This window comes from Agromyces cucurbitae, assembly GCF_058349945.1.
In genome coordinates, this window is the sequence record NZ_JBYRES010000001.1 from 238,459 (window position 1) to 258,049 (window position 19,591).

Consider the following 19,591-nt stretch of genomic DNA (forward strand, 5'->3'; position numbering starts at 1 on the left):
GCGCGAGCGGCTGGAAACACCCCGGATCAGTCGATCGGGATGACGGTTTCGATGTCGTCCGCGTCGAGTGACAGGGTCGGGATCGATGCCGTGAGCAGGGTACCGTCGGCCCGGCGCGTGCCCGCGACATCCTGCATCGTCGGCGAGCCGTAGAGGCGGGGCCCTTGGCCGTCGAGGGGCACCGACACCGGGGCATCCGCGGTCACGGTCACCGCGGCGCCGCGCACCGAGACGGCGACCGCCGTGCCCGACTCGACCGTGAACGCGATCGCCTCGGGCGTGAGCTCGACGCGCACGCGCGTGCCGAGCAGCGTGAGCCGGAAGACGAGCGACGTCCACCCGTCGGGCAGGCGCGGGTCGAACGTGAACCGGCCGCCGTGGTCGCGGAACCCGCCGAAGCCGGAGACGAGCGCGCTCCACACGCCGCCGGTGGATGCCACGTGCACGCCGTCGGCCGCATTGTGGTGCAGGTCGGCGAGGTCGACGAAGAGCGCCGAGCGGAAGTACCGCATCGCGAGCTCGTGATAGCCGACCTCGGCCGCGATGATCGACTGAACGACCGCCGACAGGGTCGAGTCGCCCGTGGTCAGCGGGTCGTAGTACTCGAAGTTCGCGCGCTTCGCCTCCGACGTGAACCGGTCGCCCTGCAGGTAGAGCGCGAGCACGACGTCGGCCTGCTTGAGCACCTGGAACCGGTAGATGACGAGCGGGTGGTAGTGCAGCAGCAGCGGGCGGCGGTCGTCGGGCGTGTTCTCGAGGTCCCACAGCTCCTTCTGCAGGAACGCGGAGTCCTGCGGGTGGATGCCGAGCTGCTCGTCGTAGGGGATGTGCATGTGCGCGGCCGCCCGGCGCCAGCTCGCGACCTCGGAGGGGGTGACGCCGAGCCGGTCGACGAGGCGGTGGTAGGCGGCGGCGTCGCCCACCTGCAGGTTGTCGACGGCGGATGCCGCGGCCGCGAGGTTCGCCCGCGCCATGACGTTCGTGTACAGGTTGTCGTTGACGACGGTCGTGTACTCGTCGGGGCCCGTCACGCCGTGGATGTGGAACACGTCGTCGGCGTTCGAGCGCCAGAAGCCGAGGTCCTCCCACATGCGCGCCGTCTCGACGAGGACGTCGATCGCACCCCGGCCGAGGAAGTCGTCGTCGCCCGTCGCCGCCACGTACTGGCAGAGGGCGTAGGCGATGTCGGCGTCGATGTGGTACTGCGCGGTGCCGGCCGCGTAGTACGCGCTCGACTCGAGGCCGTTGATCGTGCGCCACGGGAAGAGGGCGCCGCGCTGGTTGAGCTCGAGGGCGCGGGCCCGCGCGGCGTCGAGCATGCGCTGGCGGAAGCGCAGCACGTTGCGCGCGACGATCGGCGCCGTGTAGGTGAGGAAGGGGAGGACGTAGATCTCCGAGTCCCAGAAGTAGTGGCCGCCGTAGCCGGAGCCCGAGACGCCCTTCGCGGCGACGCCGCCGCCGTCGGTGCGGGCCGTCGCCTGGGCCAGCTGGAAGAGGTTCCAGCGCGTCGCCTGCTGCAGCATCGGCTGCTCGGCGATCTCGACGTCGGAGCGCGCCCAGAAGTCGTCGAGCCACGAGCGCTGCTGCGCGAAGAGCTCGCCCGTGCCGATCTCGGCGGCCCGGTCGAGCGTGCGGTCGCAGCGGTCGGCGAGCTCGCGCGCCGGCACCTTGCGGGCCGTGTGGTAGCTGATCGTCTTCGTGATGCGGATCGGCATGCCGCGCTTCGCCTGCACCCGGTAGACGTGCTTGGCGAGGTCGTCGCTGATGGTGCCGGCCTCGGTGAACGGGTTGTCGGTCGTGATCGCGTGCTCGGCGCCGACGGCGAGCGTCATGCCCGAGTTCGTGCACTGGTAGCCGAGCATGTAACGGCCGGCCTCGGCGCGCTTCACGCGGGGCTGCAGCACGCGGTCGGTGAACTGCTCGGCCTTGCGCGGGTCGAAGGCGCCGGGCGTCTGCGCCTCCTGCTGCACGCCCGAGCGGTACTCGTCGCGGCCGTCCTGGCGGTTGAGGATCTGGCTCGAGATCGTCACCGCGGCGTCGGCGTCGAGCAACTCGACCTCGTAGTCGACGACGGCGAGGTGGCGGTCGGTGAAGCTCGTCATGCGCCGGCTCGTGATGAGCACGCGCTTGCCCGCCGGGGTGCGCCACTCGATCGAGCGGCTCAGTGCGCCGAGCCGGAAGTCGAGCCGCCGCTCGTAGCTCAGCAGCTCGGCCTCGGTGAGCACGAGCGGCTCGTCGTCGACGTAGAGGCGGATGATCTTCGCGTCGGGCGCGTTGACGATCGTCTGCCCGACGCGGGCGAAGCCGAACGCCTCTTCGGCGTGGCGGATCGGCCACGTCTCGTGGAACCCGTTCACGAACGTGCCGTGCATGTGGCCGTCGCGGCCCTCCTCGACGTTGCCGCGAAGGCCCAGGTAGCCGTTGCCGACGGCGAACAGCGTCTCGGTGCGCCCCATGTCGGCATCGCCGAACTCGGTCTCGACGAGCGCCCACTCGTCGATGGGGAACCGGCTGCGGTTCAGGGGGTCGTCGTCGGCGAACCTCATTCGGCGTCCTTCCTGTTCTGGAGATCGGGGATCAGTTCGTCGAGCTCGTCGACCACGACGTCGGCGCCGAGGCGGAGGAGCGAGTCGCGGCCCACGCCGCGGTCGACGCCGACGACGAGCCCGAACCCGCCCGCGGCGCCCGACGTGACGCCCGACTCGGCGTCTTCGACGACCGCGCACTCGGCGACCGGCAGGGCGAGCAACTCGGCCGCCCGCTCGTAGGTGTCGGGGGCGGGCTTGCCGGGAAGCCCCTCACGGGCGGCGACCGCGCCGTCGACGACGACCTCGAACCGGTCGGCGATGCCGGCGGCCTCGAGCACGGACGGTGCGTTCTTCGAGCTCGAGACGACGGCCACGAGGCATCCGGCCCCCTGCACCGCGTCGAGGAAGGCGACGCTCGCCGGATACGGGGCGACGCCCTCGTCGGCCAGGGTCTCGTTGAACGCGGCGTTCTTGCGGTTGCCGAGCCCGCAGACCGTGTCGGCGTCGGGGGAGTCGGTCGGATCGCCCTCGGGCAGGCGGATGCCGCGGCTGGCGAGCAGGCTCCGCACGCCGTCGTAGCGCGGCTTGCCGTCGATGTACGCGAAGTAGTCGGCATCGGTGTACGGCGCGACGCCGTGCGCCTCGAGGTAGGGCGTGAAGAGCCGCGACCACGCGTGCATGTGCACGATCGCCGTCGGGGTGAGCACGCCGTCGAGGTCGAAGAGCCAGCCGCGGATGCCGCGGACGGCAGCGGCGACGGCGGAGGAGTCGTCGGGGCGGGAGGTCTGGGTCACTGGGCGCTCCTTTCGTCACATCGGTCGGTGGGCGCCGGTACCCGGGATTCCGATGCTATTCCCGGCCGGGCGGCGGGCGCGAGACCGGTTCGCGACTCGGAGGGGATGCCAAGGGTTCGGGGGTCGGGGCCGGGTGGGTCCCCCCGGCGTCCGGCGTCGCTCCGGGCTGGGATCGGCGGAGACACGCCCGGTCGGGGGCCGATTCGTCGGCGTGTCCGACCGGATCCCAGCCCGGAGCGACGAGCGGTGGCATCCGGCAGCGCACCCCGAATGGAGTTGTGGGCCGCGAGATGTTAGGCTCTCGTGGTTGGACGCACTACGGTGCGACCACACATGCGCGAGTGGCGGAATTGGCAGACGCGCTGGCTTCAGGTGCCAGTACTCGCAAGGGTGTGGGGGTTCAAGTCCCCCCTCGCGCACAACACGAAGAGCCCCCGCGGTCGCGGGGGCTCTTCGTCGTTTCGGGGAGCAGCCCCGACGGTCTGGCCTACTTCGCGAGGAAGGCGAGCAGCGCCTCGGTGACCTCGTCGCCGTGCGTCCAGAGCAGGCCGTGCGGCGCGCCCTCGATCTCGACGTAGTCGGCCGACGGGAGTCGCTTGACGAACTCGCGGGCGGTCGCGTCGATCGGCAGGATGCGGTCGGCCGTGCCGTGCAGGATCAGGCTCGGCACCTCGACCTTCGCGATGTCGTCGCGGAAGTCGGTGAGCCACGACTGCACCACCGCCGAGGAGGCGAACCACGAGGCGCTCGCCGCCGTGTTCCAGCTCGCACGCACGGCGGCCTCGCTGATGCGGCTGCCGAGCGTCTCGTCGAGGTTGTAGAAGTTCTGGAAGAAGTCGTCGAACCAGGCGTAGCGGTCGGCCTTCGCCGCCTGCTCGATGCCCGCGAAGACCTCGGCCGGAACACCCGTCGGGTTGTCGTCGGCCTGCAGCAGGTACGGCTCGAGCGAGGCGAGGAAGGCGGCCTTCGCGATGCGCTCGCCGCCGTACGCGCCGAGGTAGCGGCCGAGCTCGCCCGTGCCCATCGAGAAGCCGACGAGCACGACGTCGCGCAGCTCGAGGGTCTCGAGCACGACCTTCAGGTCGTGGGCGAACGTGTCGTAGTCGTAGCCGGTGGTGGGCCGGCTCGACTTGCCGAAGCCGCGGCGGTCGTAGGTGATCACGCGGTAGCCGGCCTCGAGGAGGGCGGCCGACTGCTTCTCCCACGACGCGCCGCTGAGCGGGTAGCCGTGGATCAGCACGACCGGCTGGCCCGAGCCGTGGTCCTCGTAGTAGAGGTCGATGTTCTGGGAGTTCTCGGTTCCGACGGTGATGTACGACATGGCGCCCTCCTGGCTGACTCGCTACTAACTGGACTGTTCTGTTGATCCGGTTAGATCTGACGGATGCAACGCTATAACCCCATCGCTATTCCATGCAAGTTAGAATCAGGGGAACAGCGGATGAACCACGAGGAGTCGTCATGACCGAGCCCACCCCGGCCGAAGGGCTGCTGCTCGACCTCGTCAACTCGCGACTCGTCTACGCCGATCGGGTCGACGACGAGCTCGACGACGAGCGCGGGCCGGCCTGGCTGCGCGCGCACGGCGCCCCCGCCGAGGCATCCGACCTCGACGACGCCCGGGAGGTGCGCACCGCCCTCGTCGCGGTGCTGCGGGGCACCCGCTCGCCGGACGCGCTCGAACCGTGGCTGGCGGCGATGAGCCGGCGACCCGAGCTCGCCGACGAGGGCGGACTCGTCTGGCGCGATCGCGACGCCGACGGCCGCCGCGTCGGCGGCGCAGCCATCCGCGAGTGGGCCGCGCTGCAGTCGCCGTCGGGCTCGCGCATCCGCCCCTGCGCGGCGCCCGACTGCCAGCACTTCTTCATCGACACGAGCCGTGCGAACGCGCGTCGCTGGCATTCGATGGAGACCTGCGGCAACCGCGAGAAGGCTCGTCGGCATTACGCGAAGGCGGCGGTCTGAGGCCGAGCCTCCCGAGCCCGGGGAACGGGGCAGACCTGCCCGTTGCGCGGGTCGCGCCGGGCGGCCATTCTTGAGCGCGGGCCTCGTCGCCCGACCCGAACCCGCCCGAGAGGACACCTGTGCTCGAGTTCTTCGCCGCTGCCCCGATCATCGGCATCATCACCCTGGTCATCGTCGTCGTCATCGTCCTGTGGATCTGGGCGAAGGTGCTGTACCGCAACGTCTCGCCCGACGAGGCGATCGTCGTCACCGGCAAGCGCTCGCGCCGCCGGGTCGTCGACGGCGCCGAGAAGGAGGAGTCGGGCCAGCGCGTCGTGCACGGCCAGGGCGTGTGGATCATGCCCTTCTTCCAGAAGGCCCACAAGCTCTCGCTGCGGTCGCGCGCGATCGAGATCCGCGCCGAGGCGCAGACGAACAACGGCATCACCGTGCACGTCGACGCCGTCGCGATCGTGAAGGTCGGCGACTCGGCCGACGCCATCCGCGCCGCCGCCCAGCGCTTCCTCGGGCAGGACAAGAACATCGACATCTTCGCGCAGGAGGTGCTGTCGGGCTCGCTGCGCGCCTCGATCGGTGCGACCGACGTGCTCACGATCATCAACCGCCGCGACGAGCTCTCGGCCGCGGTGCTCGGCGTCGCCCGCGAGTCGCTGCTCAGCCAGGGCCTCGACGTCGACTCGTTCGAGATCAAGGGCATCTCCGACAACAACGGCTACATCGACGACCTCGGCCGCGCCGAGCAGGCGAAGGTGCGCAAGCAGGCCGAGATCGCCGAGGCCGAGGCGCAGCGCGCCGCCCGCGAGGCCGTGATCGCCGCCGAGCAGACCGTCGCCGAGCGCGAGGCCGAGCTCGCCCAGCGCAAGGCCGCGCTGCAGCGCGAGACCGACAAGGCGACCGCCGAGGCGGCCGCGGCCCGCCCGCTCGCCGAGGCGCTCGCCCAGCAGGAGGTCGTCGCCCAGCAGGAGATCACCGCCCAGAAGAAGGCGGCGCTGCGCGCAGCCGAGCTCGACTCCGAGGTCAAGGCCGTCGCCGACGCGCAGGCCTACAAGGTCAAGGTCGAGGCGGATGCCGCGGCCGAGGCCGTTCGCATCGCCGCCGAGGCCGACCGGGTCGCGCGCACCGCGGCCGCGGAGGCGCTCAAGGCCGAGGGTCTCGCCGAGGCCGACGCGATCAAGGCGAAGGGTGCCGCAGAGGCGGCCGCGACGAAGGCCGCCGCCGAGGCGGTCGCCCAGCAGTCGGAGGCGCTGCTGCAGATGCGCGTGATCGACGCACTGCCGCTCATCGCCCGCGAGCTCGCCGCGCCCATGTCGAACATCGACCAGCTCACGGTCGTCTCGACCGACGGCGCCTCGCAGCTCACGAAGAACGCCGTTTCGGGCATCACCGAGGTCGACGCGATGCTGAGCTCGACCATGGGCGTCGGCCTGCGCGAGCTGCTCGGCTCGATCATCGGCGGCGCAGCCGCCGGCGGCGCCGCGGCCCGGGCCGCCGACCACGACGGTGCGGCCGTCGGTGCCGCCGTCGCCTCGGCCGGTGCGCAGCTGGCCGCCGCCGTGGGCCCGGTCGCCGACCGCCTCGACTCGCTCGAGCCGTTCATCGACGAGGCGGCCGACGACGAGCGGGGCGCCGACGCGACGCGCTGACGCGACGCGTCGATTCGGGCCGGGTGATCCAGATGGATCCTCGGCCCCGGTCGCGTCAGCCGGGCAGGTCGCACCACATCGTCGCGACCCGCCCGCCGCCGATCGGCGCCGGGAAGCCGCCGACCACGCGGAAGCCCGCCCGCTCGTAGCGGGGGTTGTTGAGCGGGTTCGTCGACTCGAGGTAGGCCGGAAGACCCTGCCCGGCGAACTCGCGCAGGTTCTCGGCGAGCATCTGCTGCGCGAGGCCCGCGCCGCGCCGCGACGGATGGGTCGCGAGCAGGCTGAGGTACATGTGCGGCGGCTCGGCCGGGTGGTGGTGCTCGAACGCCTCCCAGATCTCGGTGAACGCGCGACGCTGCTCGTCGTCGAGGCGCTCGTCGACGAACGCCTGCACCTCGGCGAGCTGGGCCTCGGTCATCTCGTCGCCGCCCGGCGGCAGCCACACCGCGACCGATGCGCCGTCGTCGACGACCCACACGGTCTCGTGGCGCAGGGCGCCGTGCACGAACGGCGCCCAGAAGCGCTGCAGGTCGGCGGGGTCGCCGTCGCGCAGGCGCAGGATCGGACCCCACGCGGGATCGTCGGCGAACGCGAGGGCGAGGGTCTCGGCGATGGCGGGGACGTCGGCGTCGGTGGCGAGTCTGAGGTGCACGAACAACATGCTGGCACGGATGCTCCTCCCCGGGTATTTGGTATACCATCAGACGTACGCGCGGAGGATGGCGCGGACGCGGCCGCCGAGGGGATTCGGAGGGCGCCGCGGTTCGGAGACGCCAGGTCCCGGGTCGCGGCAGAGCCGGGTGATCGCGCATCCTCCGCGCGATCGCTACGCTCGCGAGCACACGGCCGCCGCGAGCACGGCACCGAGCAGAGGAGACGAACGGATGACGCGACGAGACCCCCGGCCGCCGACGGCGGCAGACCTCGACCACCTGCGGCGCTGCGTCGACCTCGCACGCGAGGCGCTCGACGCCGGCGACGAGCCGTTCGGCTCACTCATCGTCGACGCCGAGGGCCGCGTGCTGTTCGAGGACCGCAACCGCGTCGCGGGCGGCGACCAGACGAGGCATCCCGAATTCGAGATCGCACGCTGGGCCGCCGAGCACCTCACACCCGAGCGACGTGCGGCGAGCACGGTCTACACGTCGGGGGAGCACTGCCCGATGTGCTCGGCCGCGCACGCGTGGGTCGGCCTCGGCCGCATCGTCTACGCGGGCAGCACCGAGCAGCTCGTCGAGTGGCGCCGGTCGTGGGGGCTGCCCGACGGTCCCGTCGCCGCGCTGCCGATCGGCGCGATCGCGCCCGGCATCGACGTCGCCGGACCGGCGCCCGAGCTCGCCGACGAACTGCGCGCCCTGCACGCCCGCTTCGCGGGAGCCGGCGATCGCGACTGACGCCGCAGCGCGCGCCGGTGGTGCCGCGGCTCGGCGTACGGCGAATGGAACAATGGTGCGCATGAGTACGACCGAGGTGTTCGAGCCCGAGTCGGTGCGGGTCACCCGTCGGATCCGCGACGAGATCCTCGACGGCGTTCGCCTGCCCGGTTCGAAGCTCGTCGAACGCGACCTCGCCGAGGAGCTCGGGGTGAGCCGCGTGCCCGTGCGCGAGGCGCTCAAGACGCTCGTCGCCGAGGGCCTCGTGACCCCGCGGCCGCGCACGTGGGCCGTCGTGCGCGAGTTCACGCCGGCCGACGTGGCCGACCTCAACGAGGTGCGGTCGGCGCTCGAGGTGCTGACGTTCCGCCTCGCCGCGAACCGGCGCACGCGCGAGGGGCTCGAGCGTTTGCGCGCGGTGCTCGATCGCGAGCTCGAGGCCGCCCGGGCGGGCGACGCCGCGCGGGCGCGCCGGGCGGCGGCCGACTTCCACGAGACCGTGACGTCGATCGCGGGCAACGACCTGCTCTTCGAGATCGACGGGCTGCTGCGCAGCCGCATCAGGTGGCTGCTCGTGCAGCACGAGGACCTCGACCGGGTCGCGAGCGAGCACGGGGCGCTCTACGAGGCGATCGCGCAGCGCGACGTCGCCCGGGTGAGCACGCTGATCCTCGCGCACATGGGCAACATCAGGTACCTCGACGACCCCACCTGGCGCGAGGACGACCCGCTGCTGGGCGCCGCGCCGGTCGAGTAGGCCACCCTCCGCTGGTTGAGGAGCGCCGACGCGGAGCGGCGACGCGTCTCGAAACCACGGTGAGCCGGTTTCAGAGACCGGGTCACCAGGTTTCGAGACGCGTGCGACTCCGTCGCGCGCTCCTCAACCAGCGGAATCGGCGGCTCAGGCGAAGACGATGCCCTCGTCGAGCGACGGCACGATCTCGGTGCCGATCTTGCGCGCGAGCAGGTCGTCGAGCCGGTCGAGCGGGCCGATGAGTGCCCGGCCGCCGGCGCGGGCGACGCGGATCGCGGCATCCACCTTCGGCTTCATCGACCCCTCGGCGAACGCGAGCTCGGCGATCGCGTCGGCCGACGCGGTGAGGATGTCGCGCTGCTCGGGCGTGCCCCAGTTCTCGCTGACGTAGTCGCCGTCGGTGAGCATGATGAGCGTGTCGGCGTGCAGCTCGGCCGCGAGGGCCGCGCTCGCGAGGTCCTTGTCGACGACCGCCTGCATGCCGGTCTGGCGGCCCTTGCCGTCGACCTTCACGGGCACGCCGCCGCCGCCGACGCACACGACGAGCCGGCCGCTCTCGAGCAGCTGCTGCACGAGCGGCGACTGCACGATGCTGATGGGGTCGGGCGAGGGCACGACCCGGCGGAACGCGTGGCCGTCCTTGGCGATCGTCCAGCGGTACTCGGCGGCGGCCTCGGCCGCGTCCTGCGCCGAATAGGTCGGGCCGATGAGCTTCGTGGGCCGCTCGAAGGCGGGGTCGTGCTCGTCGACCACGGTCGTCGTGACGACGGCGGCGACCTCGCGCTCGCCGGCGAGGGCGTTCGAGAGCTCCTGCTGCACGACGTAGCCGATCATGCCCTGGGTCTCGGCGCCGAGGATGTCGAGCGGGTAGGCGGCGACGTCCTGGTATGCCAGATTCTGCAGCGCGAGCAGGCCCACCTGCGGGCCGTTGCCGTGCGTGATGACGAGCTCGTGCTCGCGGGCCAGGCCGGCGAGTGCCTGGCACGTGGCCCGGACATTCGCGCGCAGACGGTCGGCGGTCATGGGCTCGCCGCGGCGGGCGAGGGCGTTTCCGCCGAGCGCAACCACGATGCGCATGTGCTTCCTCCTCGAATTGGGTCTCTTGGACATCAGGTGATGGTATACCATTCTGTTGGGAACGCCGGCCGATGCCCCGACAGGGCGATGCGCGGCGAAGACAGGAGGCCACGTGCTGATCGCGCCAACGGTCGCCGCATCGACGGCGATCTCCGCCGACGCCGCCCTCATGGCGTGGAGCGCCGAGCGTCCCCGCACGGGCCGGGTGCACTCGGTGTTCCGCCGGGTGATCAACGTGTCGGTCGACGGCGACGGGCTCGTGGCCCTCGCGCACCGCTCGATCGACGACGCCCCGTGGACCGTGCGCATCGACCGCTTCGGCGAGCTCGTCGGCCGTGCGCGCGTCGGCGACCCGGTCGAGTTCTCGACCGCGGGCGTGCGGCTCAGCTGCGCGGTCGGCGCCCTCGAGCTCGCCTTCGACCGCACGAGCGCCTGGCAGGCCGCTCCCGCGCCGCTCGACGGCGCCGACGCCGCCGCGCTCGCCCGCGCGGCCGCGGGCCTCGAGCGACTGGTCCGCGAGGCGGGCCGGCCCAGCGGGCTCTCGGCGGGCGACGGCGGGGATGCCGCGGGCGACGCCGTCCTCGACCTCGAAGCGCTGACGCCCTTCGAGGCTGCGGCCGCCGCGGCCCTCGCCGCCGGCTCCGAACGACTCGTGTCGGAGATCCGCGACGGCGACGACGCGGGCATGCGCACTGCACTCGCCGCCCTCATCGGGCTCGGCCCGGGACTCACCCCCGCGGGCGACGACTTCGTGGCGGGCCTGGCGTACGTCGCCGCCGCGTCGACGACGGGCCTCGGCGCGTTCCCCGCGGTCGTGCTCGACCGCCTCGCCGCAGCCCCCGACGCGACCACCCCGCTCGCGCGGGTCACCGTGCGCGAAGCCGCTCGCGGCCGCGTACGCGAGCACATCGCCGCAGCCGTTCGGCTCGTGCTCGAGGCATCCGCCCTCGACCACGTCGACCCCGTCGCCGACCCCGCCGTGCGCACGGCGGTGCTGCGCGTCATCCGTATCGGTCACACCTCGGGGACCGATCTCCTGTCCGGCGCGGCCGCCGGGCTCCGACTGGAAAGCGAACTGAGAGGTTCCCATTGAGTGTCACGTCTGTGATCAAGAAGAACACCTACTTCGATTCCGTCTCGCTGATGTCGATCTCGACGAAGGCGAACGGCATCGACGGGGTGAATCAGGCCTTCGTCGCCATGGGCACGGAGATGAACAAGGGCGTGCTGTCGAACCTCGGCCTGCTCACGCCCGAGCTCGAGGGCGCCGGCAACGGCGACCTCATGATCGTCGTCGACGGCCATGACGGCGCCGACCACGACGCGATCGTCGTCGAGATCGAGGAACTGCTCACGCGCAGGGCGCCGACGGGCGGCGCGGCCGACATCCGCCACCGCACCATCGGCGCGGCCGTCGACGCCGACCCCGACACGAACCTCGCCGTCATCGCCGTCAACGGCGCCTACGCCGCCCGCGAGGCGCGCAAGGCGCTCGAGAACGGCCTGCACGTCATGCTCTTCAGCGACAACGTGCCCGTCGAGGCCGAGATCGCGCTCAAGACGCTCGCCCACGAGAAGGGCCTGCTCATGATGGGCCCCGACTGCGGCACGGCGATCATCAACAACGTCGGCCTCTGCTTCGCCAACGCCGTGCGCCCGGGGTCGATCGGCGTCGTCGCGGCGTCGGGCACCGGCAGCCAGGAGGTCAGCGTGCGCATCCACGCCCTCGGCGGCGGCATCTCGCAGCTCATCGGCACCGGTGGTCGCGACCTCAGCGCCGAAGTCGGCGGCATCATGATGATCGACGGCATCCGCGCGCTCGCGGCCGATCCCGCGACCGAGGCGATCGTGCTCGTCTCGAAGCCCCCGCACCCTTCGGTCGAGCAGCAGGTGCTCGCCGAGATCGCCGGCGCCGGCAAGCCGGTCGTCGTCTACTTCATCGGCGGCTCCGAGCAGGCGGTCGCCGCCGCGGGCGGCCACTTCGCCGCGTCGAGCCAGGATGCCGCGCTGCAGGCCGTGCGCCTCGCCGGGCGGCCCGACGCAACGGTCGAAGCGCTCGACCCGGCCCGCGTCGCCGCGGTGCGCGCGCAACTCGACGACGGCCAGCGCCACGTGCGCGGCCTCTTCGCGGGCGGCACGCTGTGCGACGAGTCGATGTACGCCCTGCTCAACGCCGGCGAGGAGGTCTGGAGCAACATCCAGAAGGACCCCGCGTTCGTGCTCGCCGCCGGCGAGCCGAGCCGCGGCCACACCTTCCTCGACTTCGGCGACGACGACTTCACGAACGGGCGCCCGCACCCGATGATCGACCCGTCGCTGCGCCTCGCACGCCTCGTCGAGGAGGCGGCCGACCCCACCGTCGCCGCGATCGTCATGGACTTCGTGCTCGGCTTCGGCGCCCACGAGGACCCGGCCGGCGTCACCGTTCCCGCGATCGAGGAGGCCAAGGCGATCGCCGCGGCCGACGGTCGCCACCTCGAGATCGTCGGCTACGTGCTCGGCACCGACCTCGACACGCCGGGCCTCGCCGCCCAGGTCGCGGCGCTCGAGGCCGCGGGCGTCACCGTGACCCGATCGAGCACCGAGACCGGACAGTACGCGCGCGCGATCGCGCGGGGCACCGAGGTGCTCGCGTCGGCCGCGCCCGCGGCCGCGCCCGCCGCCGAGACCGCCCTGGAAGGAACCCGCGCATGACCACCCCCATCGCCAGCCTCTTCGACCAGAAGCTCGACGTCGTCAACGTCGGCCTCCAGATGTTCGAGGACGACATCGCCGCCCAGGGCGCCGCGGTGACGACCCTCGACTGGACGCCGCCGGGCGGCGGCCGCCCCGAGATCATCGCCGCGCTCGACACCCTCGAGCCCGCCGCGATCGCCGAGCGCATCGAGGCCGCGAACGCCGAGGCCGTGCAGCGCATCAAGGACGCCAAGCCCATGCTCGTCGGCTACGGCCGCGCCCTCGACGTCGTGCCTGGCATGACGCCGACGACGATCCTGCACGCGGGCCCGCCCATCACCTGGGAGCGCATGTCGGGCCCGATGAAGGGCGCCGTGACGGGCGCACTCGTCTTCGAGGGCCTCGCGAACGACCTCGACGAGGCCGCCGAGGTCGCGGCATCCGGCCGTATCACCTTCTCGCCGTGCCACGAGCACCAGTCGGTCGGCTCGATGGCGGGCGTCACGTCGGCGTCGATGTACGTGCACATCGTGCACAACGAGACGCACGGCAACTACGCCTACACGAACCTCTCCGAGCAGATGGCGAAGATCCTGCGCATGGGGGCGAACGACCAGTCGGTCATCGACCGCCTCGTCTGGATGCGCGACGTGCTCGGCCCCATGCTGAAGGAGGCCATGGAGATCGGCGGTCCGATCGACCTGCGCCTCATGCTCGCGCAGGCACTGCACATGGGCGACGAGGCGCACAACCGCAACAACGCGGGCACCGTGCTGCTGTTCCAGGCGCTCGCGCCGGCCCTCCTGCAGACGAGCTTCACGGTGGAGCAGAAGAAGGAGGTCTTCGACTTCATCGCGAGCTCGGACTACTTCTCGGGCCCGACCTGGATGGCGACCGCGAAGGCCGCGCTCGACGCCGCGATCGGCGTCGAGTACTCGACCGTCGTCGTGACCATGGCGCGCAACGGCGTCGAGCACGGCATCCGCGTGGCGGGTCTGCCCGGCGAGTGGTTCACGGGTCCGGCGCAGCAGGTCGTCGGCCCCATGTTCGCGGGCTACAAGCCCGAGGACTCGGGCCTCGACATCGGCGACAGCGCGATCACCGAGACCTTCGGCTTCGGCGGATTCGCCATGGCCGCGGCGCCCGCGATCGTCGCGCTCGTCGGCGGCACGGTCGAGGAGGCGGTGGCCTACACCCGAGAGATGGGCGAGATCACCACCACGCAGAACCCGAACCTCACGATCCCGTCGCTCGGCTTCCAGGGCCTGCCGACGGGCATCGACGTGCGCAAGGTCGCGGCCACCGGCATCCTGCCCGTGATCAACACCGCGATCGCGCACAAGGAGCCCGGCATCGGCATGATCGGCGCCGGCATCACCCACCCGCCGGTCGAGGCCTTCGACCAGGCGATCACCGCGCTCGCCGCCCGTTACGGCGAGCACTGACCGGAAGCGTCGACGATGACCACACCTGGCACCACCGGCACCACCGAAGAGCAGCACACCGGCATCGAGCTCGAGTCGGAGTTCGAGCACACGCCCGTGCCGCAGTCGCACCGCAAGTCGTTGCTGACGGTCTCGGCCGTCTGGTTCGGCTTCCCGATGATCCTCACGAACGCGATTCCCGGCGGCCTCGTCGTCGCCCTGCTCGGGTTCTGGCAGGGCGTCGCGGCGATCCTCGTGGCGAACCTCATCATGTTCGTCTACGTGAGCCTCTTGAGCTACCGCGCCGGCCAGACCGGCAAGAGCTTCGCGCTGCAGGCCACCGAGACGTTCGGCACCGCCGGGTACGCCATCGCCTCGGGGTTCCTCGCGACGGTCGTCGTCGGCTGGTTCGCGTTCAACACGGGCGCGACGGGGGCGAGCCTCAACCAGGCGTTCGGCTGGAACGAGACCCTCGTCGCCGCGATCGCGGGCGCCGCGTTCATCGCCGTGACCTACCTCGGCATCAAGGCGCTCTCATGGCTCGGCGCGATCGCCGCGCCGCTGTTCATCATCGCCGTGGTCATCGCGATCGCGATCGCCTCGCAGACGACCGACTTCTCGCAGATCACGAGCTTCTCGGGCGTCGGCGGGGGAGCGATGACCTTCGGCGTCGCGGTCACCGCGATCATGGCGACGTTCGCCGACTCGGGCACGATGACGGCCGACTTCACCCGCTGGTCGAAGAACGGCAAGGAGGCGGTGCTCGCCACGGTCACCGCGTTCCCGGTCGCGAGCCTCATCGCGCAGCTGAGCGGCGGCATCCTCGTCGCGGCGGGCGCGATCGCCTCGGCCGAGGTCGTCGGCGGCGACTTCACGCCCATCCTCACGGGAGCGAACAGCCCGCTGCTCAACGCGCTCGTCGTCGTGTTCGTCGTGATCAACCTCGGTTCGGTCTGCACGCACTGCCTCTACAACGGTGCCCTCGGCTGGTCGCACCTGACCCGCTCGAAGATGCGGGTGCTGACGCTCATCCTCGGCGTGATCGGCGTCGTCGTGGCGCTGCTCGGCGCGTGGCACTACTTCGTGAACTGGCTCGCGTTCCTCGGCGTGCTGGTGCCGCCGCTCGGCGGCGTGCTCATCGCCGACCAGATCATCCTCGGCAAGCGGCTCGCCGGCCGCCTGGAGACGAAGGTGCGCGGCACCGCGTTCGTCGCATGGGGCATCGGCGCGGCCGCCGCGGTCGCGTCGCACTTCTGGGCCCCGTACCTGTCGGACGCGGTCGTCGGCCTCGTCGTCGGCGTCGCGGCATACCTCGTCATCGAGATGTCGCGTGCGCGGCAGGCGGTGCCGACGGCCTGACGGTCGATTCGAGCCGGATGCCTCGGGCCCGGGCGCCTCGTGAACGCGAGGAACTCGGGCCTTCGGCGTTGACGCTCGGTCGACCTGGAACGCATGGACAAGGCCTCGGATGGTTGGGGTTGACCCGGACGGCACGACCGGTGAACCGTTCGGGCTGGCCGGTCAGCCGGGCGCTACTCGACCAGCGGGGGAGTGCCGCCCTTCAGCGGGTCGATGAGCGTGGGGTCGCCCGGGTCGATCGCGCGGTGGTTGTTGACGCGCGGGTCGACCTCGTACTCGGTGATCGTCGGCGCGACCCGGTCGGACGCCTCGATGAGGAAGTCGACCATCGCCTGCATGCCGCCCGCGTCGAGCTTGGCCGGGTCGAGGTAGCGCTCGATCTCGTCGAGCGGGAGGTACACGGGCATGCGGTCGTGGATCTCCCCCGAGGCATCCCTCGCCTCTCTCGTGATGATCGAGGTCGAGACCTGCCATTCGCCGTCGGGCAGCTTGCGGGCGGTCGAGATGCCGGCGGCCGCGAGCACGTCGCCCTCACCGTGCAGGTAGTGCGCGCGCTTCTTGCCCGGCTCGCCCGTCCACTCGAAGTAGCCGCGCATCGGAACGATGCAGCGACCCTGGGCGAACGCGCCCTTCCACAGTCCGTTGGTGGCGACCGTCTCGATGCGGGTGTTGAACTGCGGACGCTTGGCGTCTTTCATGAACGACGGGTGGAAGTTCCACACGGCGGGCTCGAGCCGGCGCACGAACTCGCCGGTCTCGCGGTCGGCGCGCTCGCGCACGATCGGCACCGTGTCGGTCGGGGCGAGGCTGAAGCTCGGCTGCCAGTCGTCGAAGTCGTTCTCGGCGTCGAACACCGCCGTGAGGTCGTCGACCTTCTGCGAGACCACGAATCTGCCGCACATGGATGCCTCCTGGTCGTTGCCGGTGTGCTCGGACACCGCCCCGGTTCTCGACCAGACTGCCACCGACCGCCGACATCCGACAGGGCTCGCGGCCCCCGCTCTGGGGTGGTCATCAGGGCCGGGGTTCCGCGGAGGCGTTGCTGACGATCGCTCACGATGCGCGTAGGCTTCACGTGCTCCACCCAGACGCGCGCGGGGAAGGGGACGGCGGTGTCCACTCGGGTCCTTCGACCGGTCGTGTTCATGCCGCTCGCCGCCGTCGCACTGCTCGGCTGCCTGTCGGTCAGCGGATGCACGGTCGCTCCGGTCGCTTCGGCACCGCCGGAGGCGTCGGGCGACGGTGCCGCGTTCGCGCAGGCCGCGTCCACTCCGACGATGCCTCCCGAAACGTGCGAGCCTCACGAATTCCCCAGGGCGTCGCTCACCGAGGCGCCACTTCCCGCGGCGAGCGAGCAGCTGGCACTGGTACCGGACCCGTGTCTGACGGTGAAGAGCCTGCTCGGCTCGTACATGTGGCTCGAGGACCAGGGCATCGATGCCGACCTGATCCAGGGCTTTCAGGGCGTCGCCGGCATCGAGCCGTGGATCGCGCCCCTCGCCGACGGCAGTGGCGAGTGCGTCCTCATCCGCGCAGGCGACGACAACGGCTGGAATGAGGTCGCGTGCGATTCGCCGGGCGAACCCGCCGCAGTGGAGCGCACCGTGGGCGATTTCGCGCTGCAGCTCGGGATCGAGAACGGCGCGGTCGTCGTGCATCGCACATCGCCGTGACCGTTGCGCCCCCGCGGGCCGTCACTCGCTGAACGTGTCGGGGTAGTCGTCGAGCCAGGCCCAGTGCTCGATCGGCCAACTGACGACGATGGCACGGCCGACGACGTCCTCGAGTGGGACGAAGCCCTTGAGGGGCGTACCCGAGTGGTAGCGCGAGTCCTCGGAGTTGTTGCGGTTGTCGCCCATCACCCAGAGCGCTCCCTCGGGAACCGTGACCGAGAAGTCGGTCGCGGATGCGCGGCGGTCGCCGGGCGGCAGGGTGATGTAGGGCTCGTCGAGCGGCACGCCGTTGACGATCAGCCGACCGAGGGCGTTGCAGCAGGCGACGTGGTCGCCCGGCAGGCCGATGACGCGTTTGACGAGATGCTCGTTCGAGTCCGGGGCCGTGAGTCCGACGACGGCGAGGAACGACTCCACCGCGGATGCGAGCGGTGGCCGGGGGTCGGCGGGGCGGGGGGTGAGCCACCCGCCCGGGTCCTCGAAGACCACGACGTCGCCGCGGGAGAGAGGAACGACGTCGGGCACGAGCTGATTCACGATGATGCGGTCGTCGACCGCGAGCGTGTCGGCCATCGAGGGTGACGGAATGAAGAAGGAGCGGAGCAGGAACGTCTTGATGAGGAAGGAGACCAGCACCGCGACGACGAGGATCACCAGGAGGTCGCGGAGGAACAGCAGCACCTGGCGCGGCCGCCTCCGATCACTCGCATTCGCTTCGTCGGTCGCATCGGTCGGCGACTGCACCGCTGACGCGTTCACTCGTCCCCCTACTTCATCGGTGTCGCTCCGGAGGTCGTTCAGGATGAGACGAAGCATGGCACGTGTGCGCCGATGTCCGCACGGGCTTGCGTCCGAAGAGTTTTGTTGCAAAACTATCGCCACGCTCCCGACGAGACCGCACCCCCTGCGACCGAGGCGCGCCATGACAAGGAGGCCATGTTGAAGATCGTCATCGCCGGAGCCGGCATCGGCGGGCTCGCCGCAGCCCTGAGCCTGCATCGCGCGGGCTTCCGCGACATCACCGTCTACGAGCGCGTGCGCGAGCTCAAGCCCCTCGGCGTCGGCATCAACCTGCTGCCGCACGCCGTGCGCGAGCTCACCGAACTCGGCCTCGCCGACGAGGTCGCCGCGATCGGTGTTCCGCCGAGCCGCCTCTCGTACTACAACCGCTTCGGACAGCCGATCTGGTCGGAGCCGCGCGGCCTCGACGCGGGCTACCGCTGGCCGCAGCTCTCGGTGCATCGCGGCGAGTTCCAGCTGCTGCTCGCGAGGGAGGTGGAGCGTCGGCTCGGGCCCGACACGATCCGGCTCGGCTGCAAGCTCGTCGGCGTCGAGCACCTCGACCCCGACTCGGCGGAGGCCCGCGCCGCGGGGCACGCCGAGTTCGCGCGCTTCGTGCGCACGGGCACCGGCGACGGCGACGGCGCCGGCGAGGCCTTCGAGGTCGCCGCCGACGTCGTCATCGGCGCCGACGGCATCCACTCGGCCATGCGCGCCCAGGCCTACCCCGACGAGGGCGGTCCGGTGTGGAACGGCCTCACCCTCTGGCGCGGCACCGCGAGCGTGCCCACCTACCTCGACGGACGCACCATGATCATGGCGGGCGACGGCGAGCAGAAGTTCGTCTCCTACCCGCTCGTCGCCCCCGGTGCCGAGGCGGGCGCGACCCGCCTCAACTTCATCGCCGAGCGCCGCGCGCCCGAGGGCGTCGACGAGACCGTCGACTGGAACCACGCCGTCGACTCGGGCCCCATCGAGCAGCTCTTCGCCGACTGGAGCTTCGACTGGCTCGACGTACCCGCCGTCATCGCCGCGGCCGACGAGATCCTCGAGTACCCGATGGTCGACCGCGACGCCCTGCCGCAGTGGAGCTTCGGCGGCTCGACGCTCATCGGCGACGCCGCGCACGCGATGTACCCGAACGGGTCGAACGGCGCCTCGCAGGCGATCATCGACGGGCGAACGCTCGCGTTCCACCTGGCGAACGAGGCGGCCGGTGCGGATGCCGCGGGCGAGGCATCCGCCCCCGCTGACGTCGCCCGTGCCGCGGCTGTGCGCCGCGCGCTCGCGGCGTACGAGGCCGACCGGCGCCCCGCGACCGCACGCCTGCTCGAGCTGACGCGTCAACTCGGCCCCGAGAAGGTCATGCAGCTCGCCTACGATCGCGCGCCCGAGGGCTTCGCCGACATCCACGACGTCATCCCGGCCGACGAACTGCAGGAGATCGCCGACGGCTACAAGCGCACCGCCGGGTTCCACCCCGCGGCCCTCAACGAGCACGCGTCGCTCACGCCCGAGTCGGCGCCGCCGATGGGAGACTGACCG

17 protein-coding genes and 1 tRNA gene are annotated in these 19,591 nt (G+C 71.5%); 11 read left to right on the forward strand and 7 right to left on the reverse strand.

Annotated elements, in window-relative coordinates; translation table 11 throughout:
• Positions 1-26: 26 nt before the first annotated feature.
• Together AC3RJ6_RS01210 and AC3RJ6_RS01215 are read right to left on the reverse strand one after the other, a co-directional pair.
• Positions 27-2,546: a glycoside hydrolase family 65 protein gene (locus tag AC3RJ6_RS01210; RefSeq protein ID WP_491425029.1), complete on the reverse strand. Its 2,520-nt coding sequence runs from the start codon at positions 2,544-2,546 to the stop codon at positions 27-29.
• On the reverse strand, positions 2,543-3,322 hold the full coding sequence (locus AC3RJ6_RS01215; RefSeq protein ID WP_491425030.1) for an HAD family hydrolase: 780 nt from the start codon (positions 3,320-3,322) through the stop codon (positions 2,543-2,545). Before AC3RJ6_RS01215 ends, AC3RJ6_RS01210 begins: the two co-directional genes overlap by 4 nt.
• 335 nt (positions 3,323-3,657) lie before the next feature.
• On the opposite strand from AC3RJ6_RS01215, the gene AC3RJ6_RS01220 reads away from it, so the two are divergent.
• Positions 3,658-3,741, forward strand: a tRNA-Leu gene (locus AC3RJ6_RS01220).
• A gap of 68 nt (positions 3,742-3,809) precedes the next feature.
• On the opposite strand, the gene AC3RJ6_RS01225 is transcribed toward AC3RJ6_RS01220, so the two are convergent.
• Positions 3,810-4,643 carry an alpha/beta fold hydrolase gene (locus AC3RJ6_RS01225; RefSeq protein WP_491425031.1) on the reverse strand — a complete coding sequence of 278 codons (834 nt, stop codon included), beginning with the start codon at positions 4,641-4,643 and terminating at the stop codon, positions 3,810-3,812.
• Between the two features lie 140 nt (positions 4,644-4,783).
• Between AC3RJ6_RS01225 and AC3RJ6_RS01230 the strand changes: the two genes are divergently transcribed.
• Both AC3RJ6_RS01230 and AC3RJ6_RS01235 read left to right on the forward strand, forming a co-directional pair.
• Complete coding sequence (locus AC3RJ6_RS01230) at positions 4,784-5,287, forward strand: CGNR zinc finger domain-containing protein (protein ID WP_491425032.1); 504 nt, start codon at positions 4,784-4,786, stop codon at positions 5,285-5,287.
• A 119-nt stretch (positions 5,288-5,406) separates the two neighbouring features.
• A complete protein-coding gene (locus AC3RJ6_RS01235) occupies positions 5,407-6,930 on the forward strand; it encodes an SPFH domain-containing protein (protein WP_491425033.1) in 1,524 nt (507 codons plus the stop codon).
• A 55-nt stretch (positions 6,931-6,985) separates the two neighbouring features.
• Here the strand turns inward: AC3RJ6_RS01235 and AC3RJ6_RS01240 are convergent, their stop codons facing one another.
• Complete coding sequence (locus AC3RJ6_RS01240; RefSeq protein WP_491425034.1) at positions 6,986-7,582, reverse strand: GNAT family N-acetyltransferase; 597 nt, start codon at positions 7,580-7,582, stop codon at positions 6,986-6,988.
• 232 nt (positions 7,583-7,814) lie between these two features.
• On the opposite strand from AC3RJ6_RS01240, the gene AC3RJ6_RS01245 reads away from it, so the two are divergent.
• Both AC3RJ6_RS01245 and AC3RJ6_RS01250 read left to right on the forward strand, forming a co-directional pair.
• On the forward strand, positions 7,815-8,324 hold the full coding sequence (locus tag AC3RJ6_RS01245) for a nucleoside deaminase (protein ID WP_491425035.1): 510 nt from the start codon (positions 7,815-7,817) through the stop codon (positions 8,322-8,324).
• A gap of 61 nt (positions 8,325-8,385) precedes the next feature.
• Positions 8,386-9,060, forward strand: coding sequence for a GntR family transcriptional regulator (locus AC3RJ6_RS01250; RefSeq protein WP_491425036.1), 675 nt, complete (start codon positions 8,386-8,388; stop codon positions 9,058-9,060).
• Positions 9,061-9,204: 144 nt separating this feature from the next.
• On the opposite strand, the gene arcC is transcribed toward AC3RJ6_RS01250, so the two are convergent.
• Entirely contained in the window at positions 9,205-10,134 is a 930-nt protein-coding gene (gene arcC / locus AC3RJ6_RS01255; protein WP_491425037.1) for a carbamate kinase, read from the reverse strand.
• A 112-nt stretch (positions 10,135-10,246) separates the two neighbouring features.
• On the opposite strand from arcC, the gene AC3RJ6_RS01260 reads away from it, so the two are divergent.
• The 4 genes from AC3RJ6_RS01260 to AC3RJ6_RS01275 are packed head-to-tail and all read left to right on the forward strand — an operon-like array spanning position 10,247 to position 15,593.
• A complete protein-coding gene (locus tag AC3RJ6_RS01260) occupies positions 10,247-11,227 on the forward strand; it encodes an oxamate carbamoyltransferase subunit AllH family protein (RefSeq protein WP_491425038.1) in 981 nt (326 codons plus the stop codon).
• A gap of 11 nt (positions 11,228-11,238) precedes the next feature.
• On the forward strand, positions 11,239-12,828 hold the full coding sequence (gene fdrA, locus AC3RJ6_RS01265; RefSeq protein ID WP_491425039.1) for an acyl-CoA synthetase FdrA: 1,590 nt from the start codon (positions 11,239-11,241) through the stop codon (positions 12,826-12,828).
• On the forward strand, positions 12,825-14,255 hold the full coding sequence (locus AC3RJ6_RS01270; RefSeq protein WP_491425040.1) for a YlbE family protein: 1,431 nt from the start codon (positions 12,825-12,827) through the stop codon (positions 14,253-14,255). Before fdrA ends, AC3RJ6_RS01270 begins: the two co-directional genes overlap by 4 nt.
• Before the next feature lie 15 nt (positions 14,256-14,270).
• Positions 14,271-15,593 (forward strand): cytosine permease, encoded by a 1,323-nt coding sequence (locus tag AC3RJ6_RS01275; protein ID WP_491425041.1) that lies wholly within the window; start codon positions 14,271-14,273, stop codon positions 15,591-15,593.
• Positions 15,594-15,766: 173 nt separating this feature from the next.
• On the opposite strand, the gene AC3RJ6_RS01280 is transcribed toward AC3RJ6_RS01275, so the two are convergent.
• Entirely contained in the window at positions 15,767-16,531 is a 765-nt protein-coding gene (locus tag AC3RJ6_RS01280) for an SOS response-associated peptidase (protein ID WP_491425042.1), read from the reverse strand.
• Between the two features lie 207 nt (positions 16,532-16,738).
• Between AC3RJ6_RS01280 and AC3RJ6_RS01285 the strand changes: the two genes are divergently transcribed.
• The gene (locus tag AC3RJ6_RS01285; RefSeq protein ID WP_491425043.1) at positions 16,739-17,266 is read left to right on the forward strand and encodes a hypothetical protein; all 528 of its coding nucleotides are present in this window, start codon (positions 16,739-16,741) and stop codon (positions 17,264-17,266) included.
• A 21-nt stretch (positions 17,267-17,287) separates the two neighbouring features.
• Here AC3RJ6_RS01285 and lepB read toward each other — a convergent pair whose 3' ends face one another.
• Positions 17,288-18,025, reverse strand: a complete 738-nt coding sequence (lepB, locus tag AC3RJ6_RS01290) for a signal peptidase I (RefSeq protein WP_491425044.1) — start codon at positions 18,023-18,025, stop codon at positions 17,288-17,290.
• A gap of 177 nt (positions 18,026-18,202) precedes the next feature.
• Between lepB and AC3RJ6_RS01295 the strand changes: the two genes are divergently transcribed.
• On the forward strand, positions 18,203-19,588 hold the full coding sequence (locus tag AC3RJ6_RS01295) for a flavin-dependent oxidoreductase (protein WP_491425045.1): 1,386 nt from the start codon (positions 18,203-18,205) through the stop codon (positions 19,586-19,588).
• The last annotated feature ends 3 nt before the right edge of the window (positions 19,589-19,591 follow it).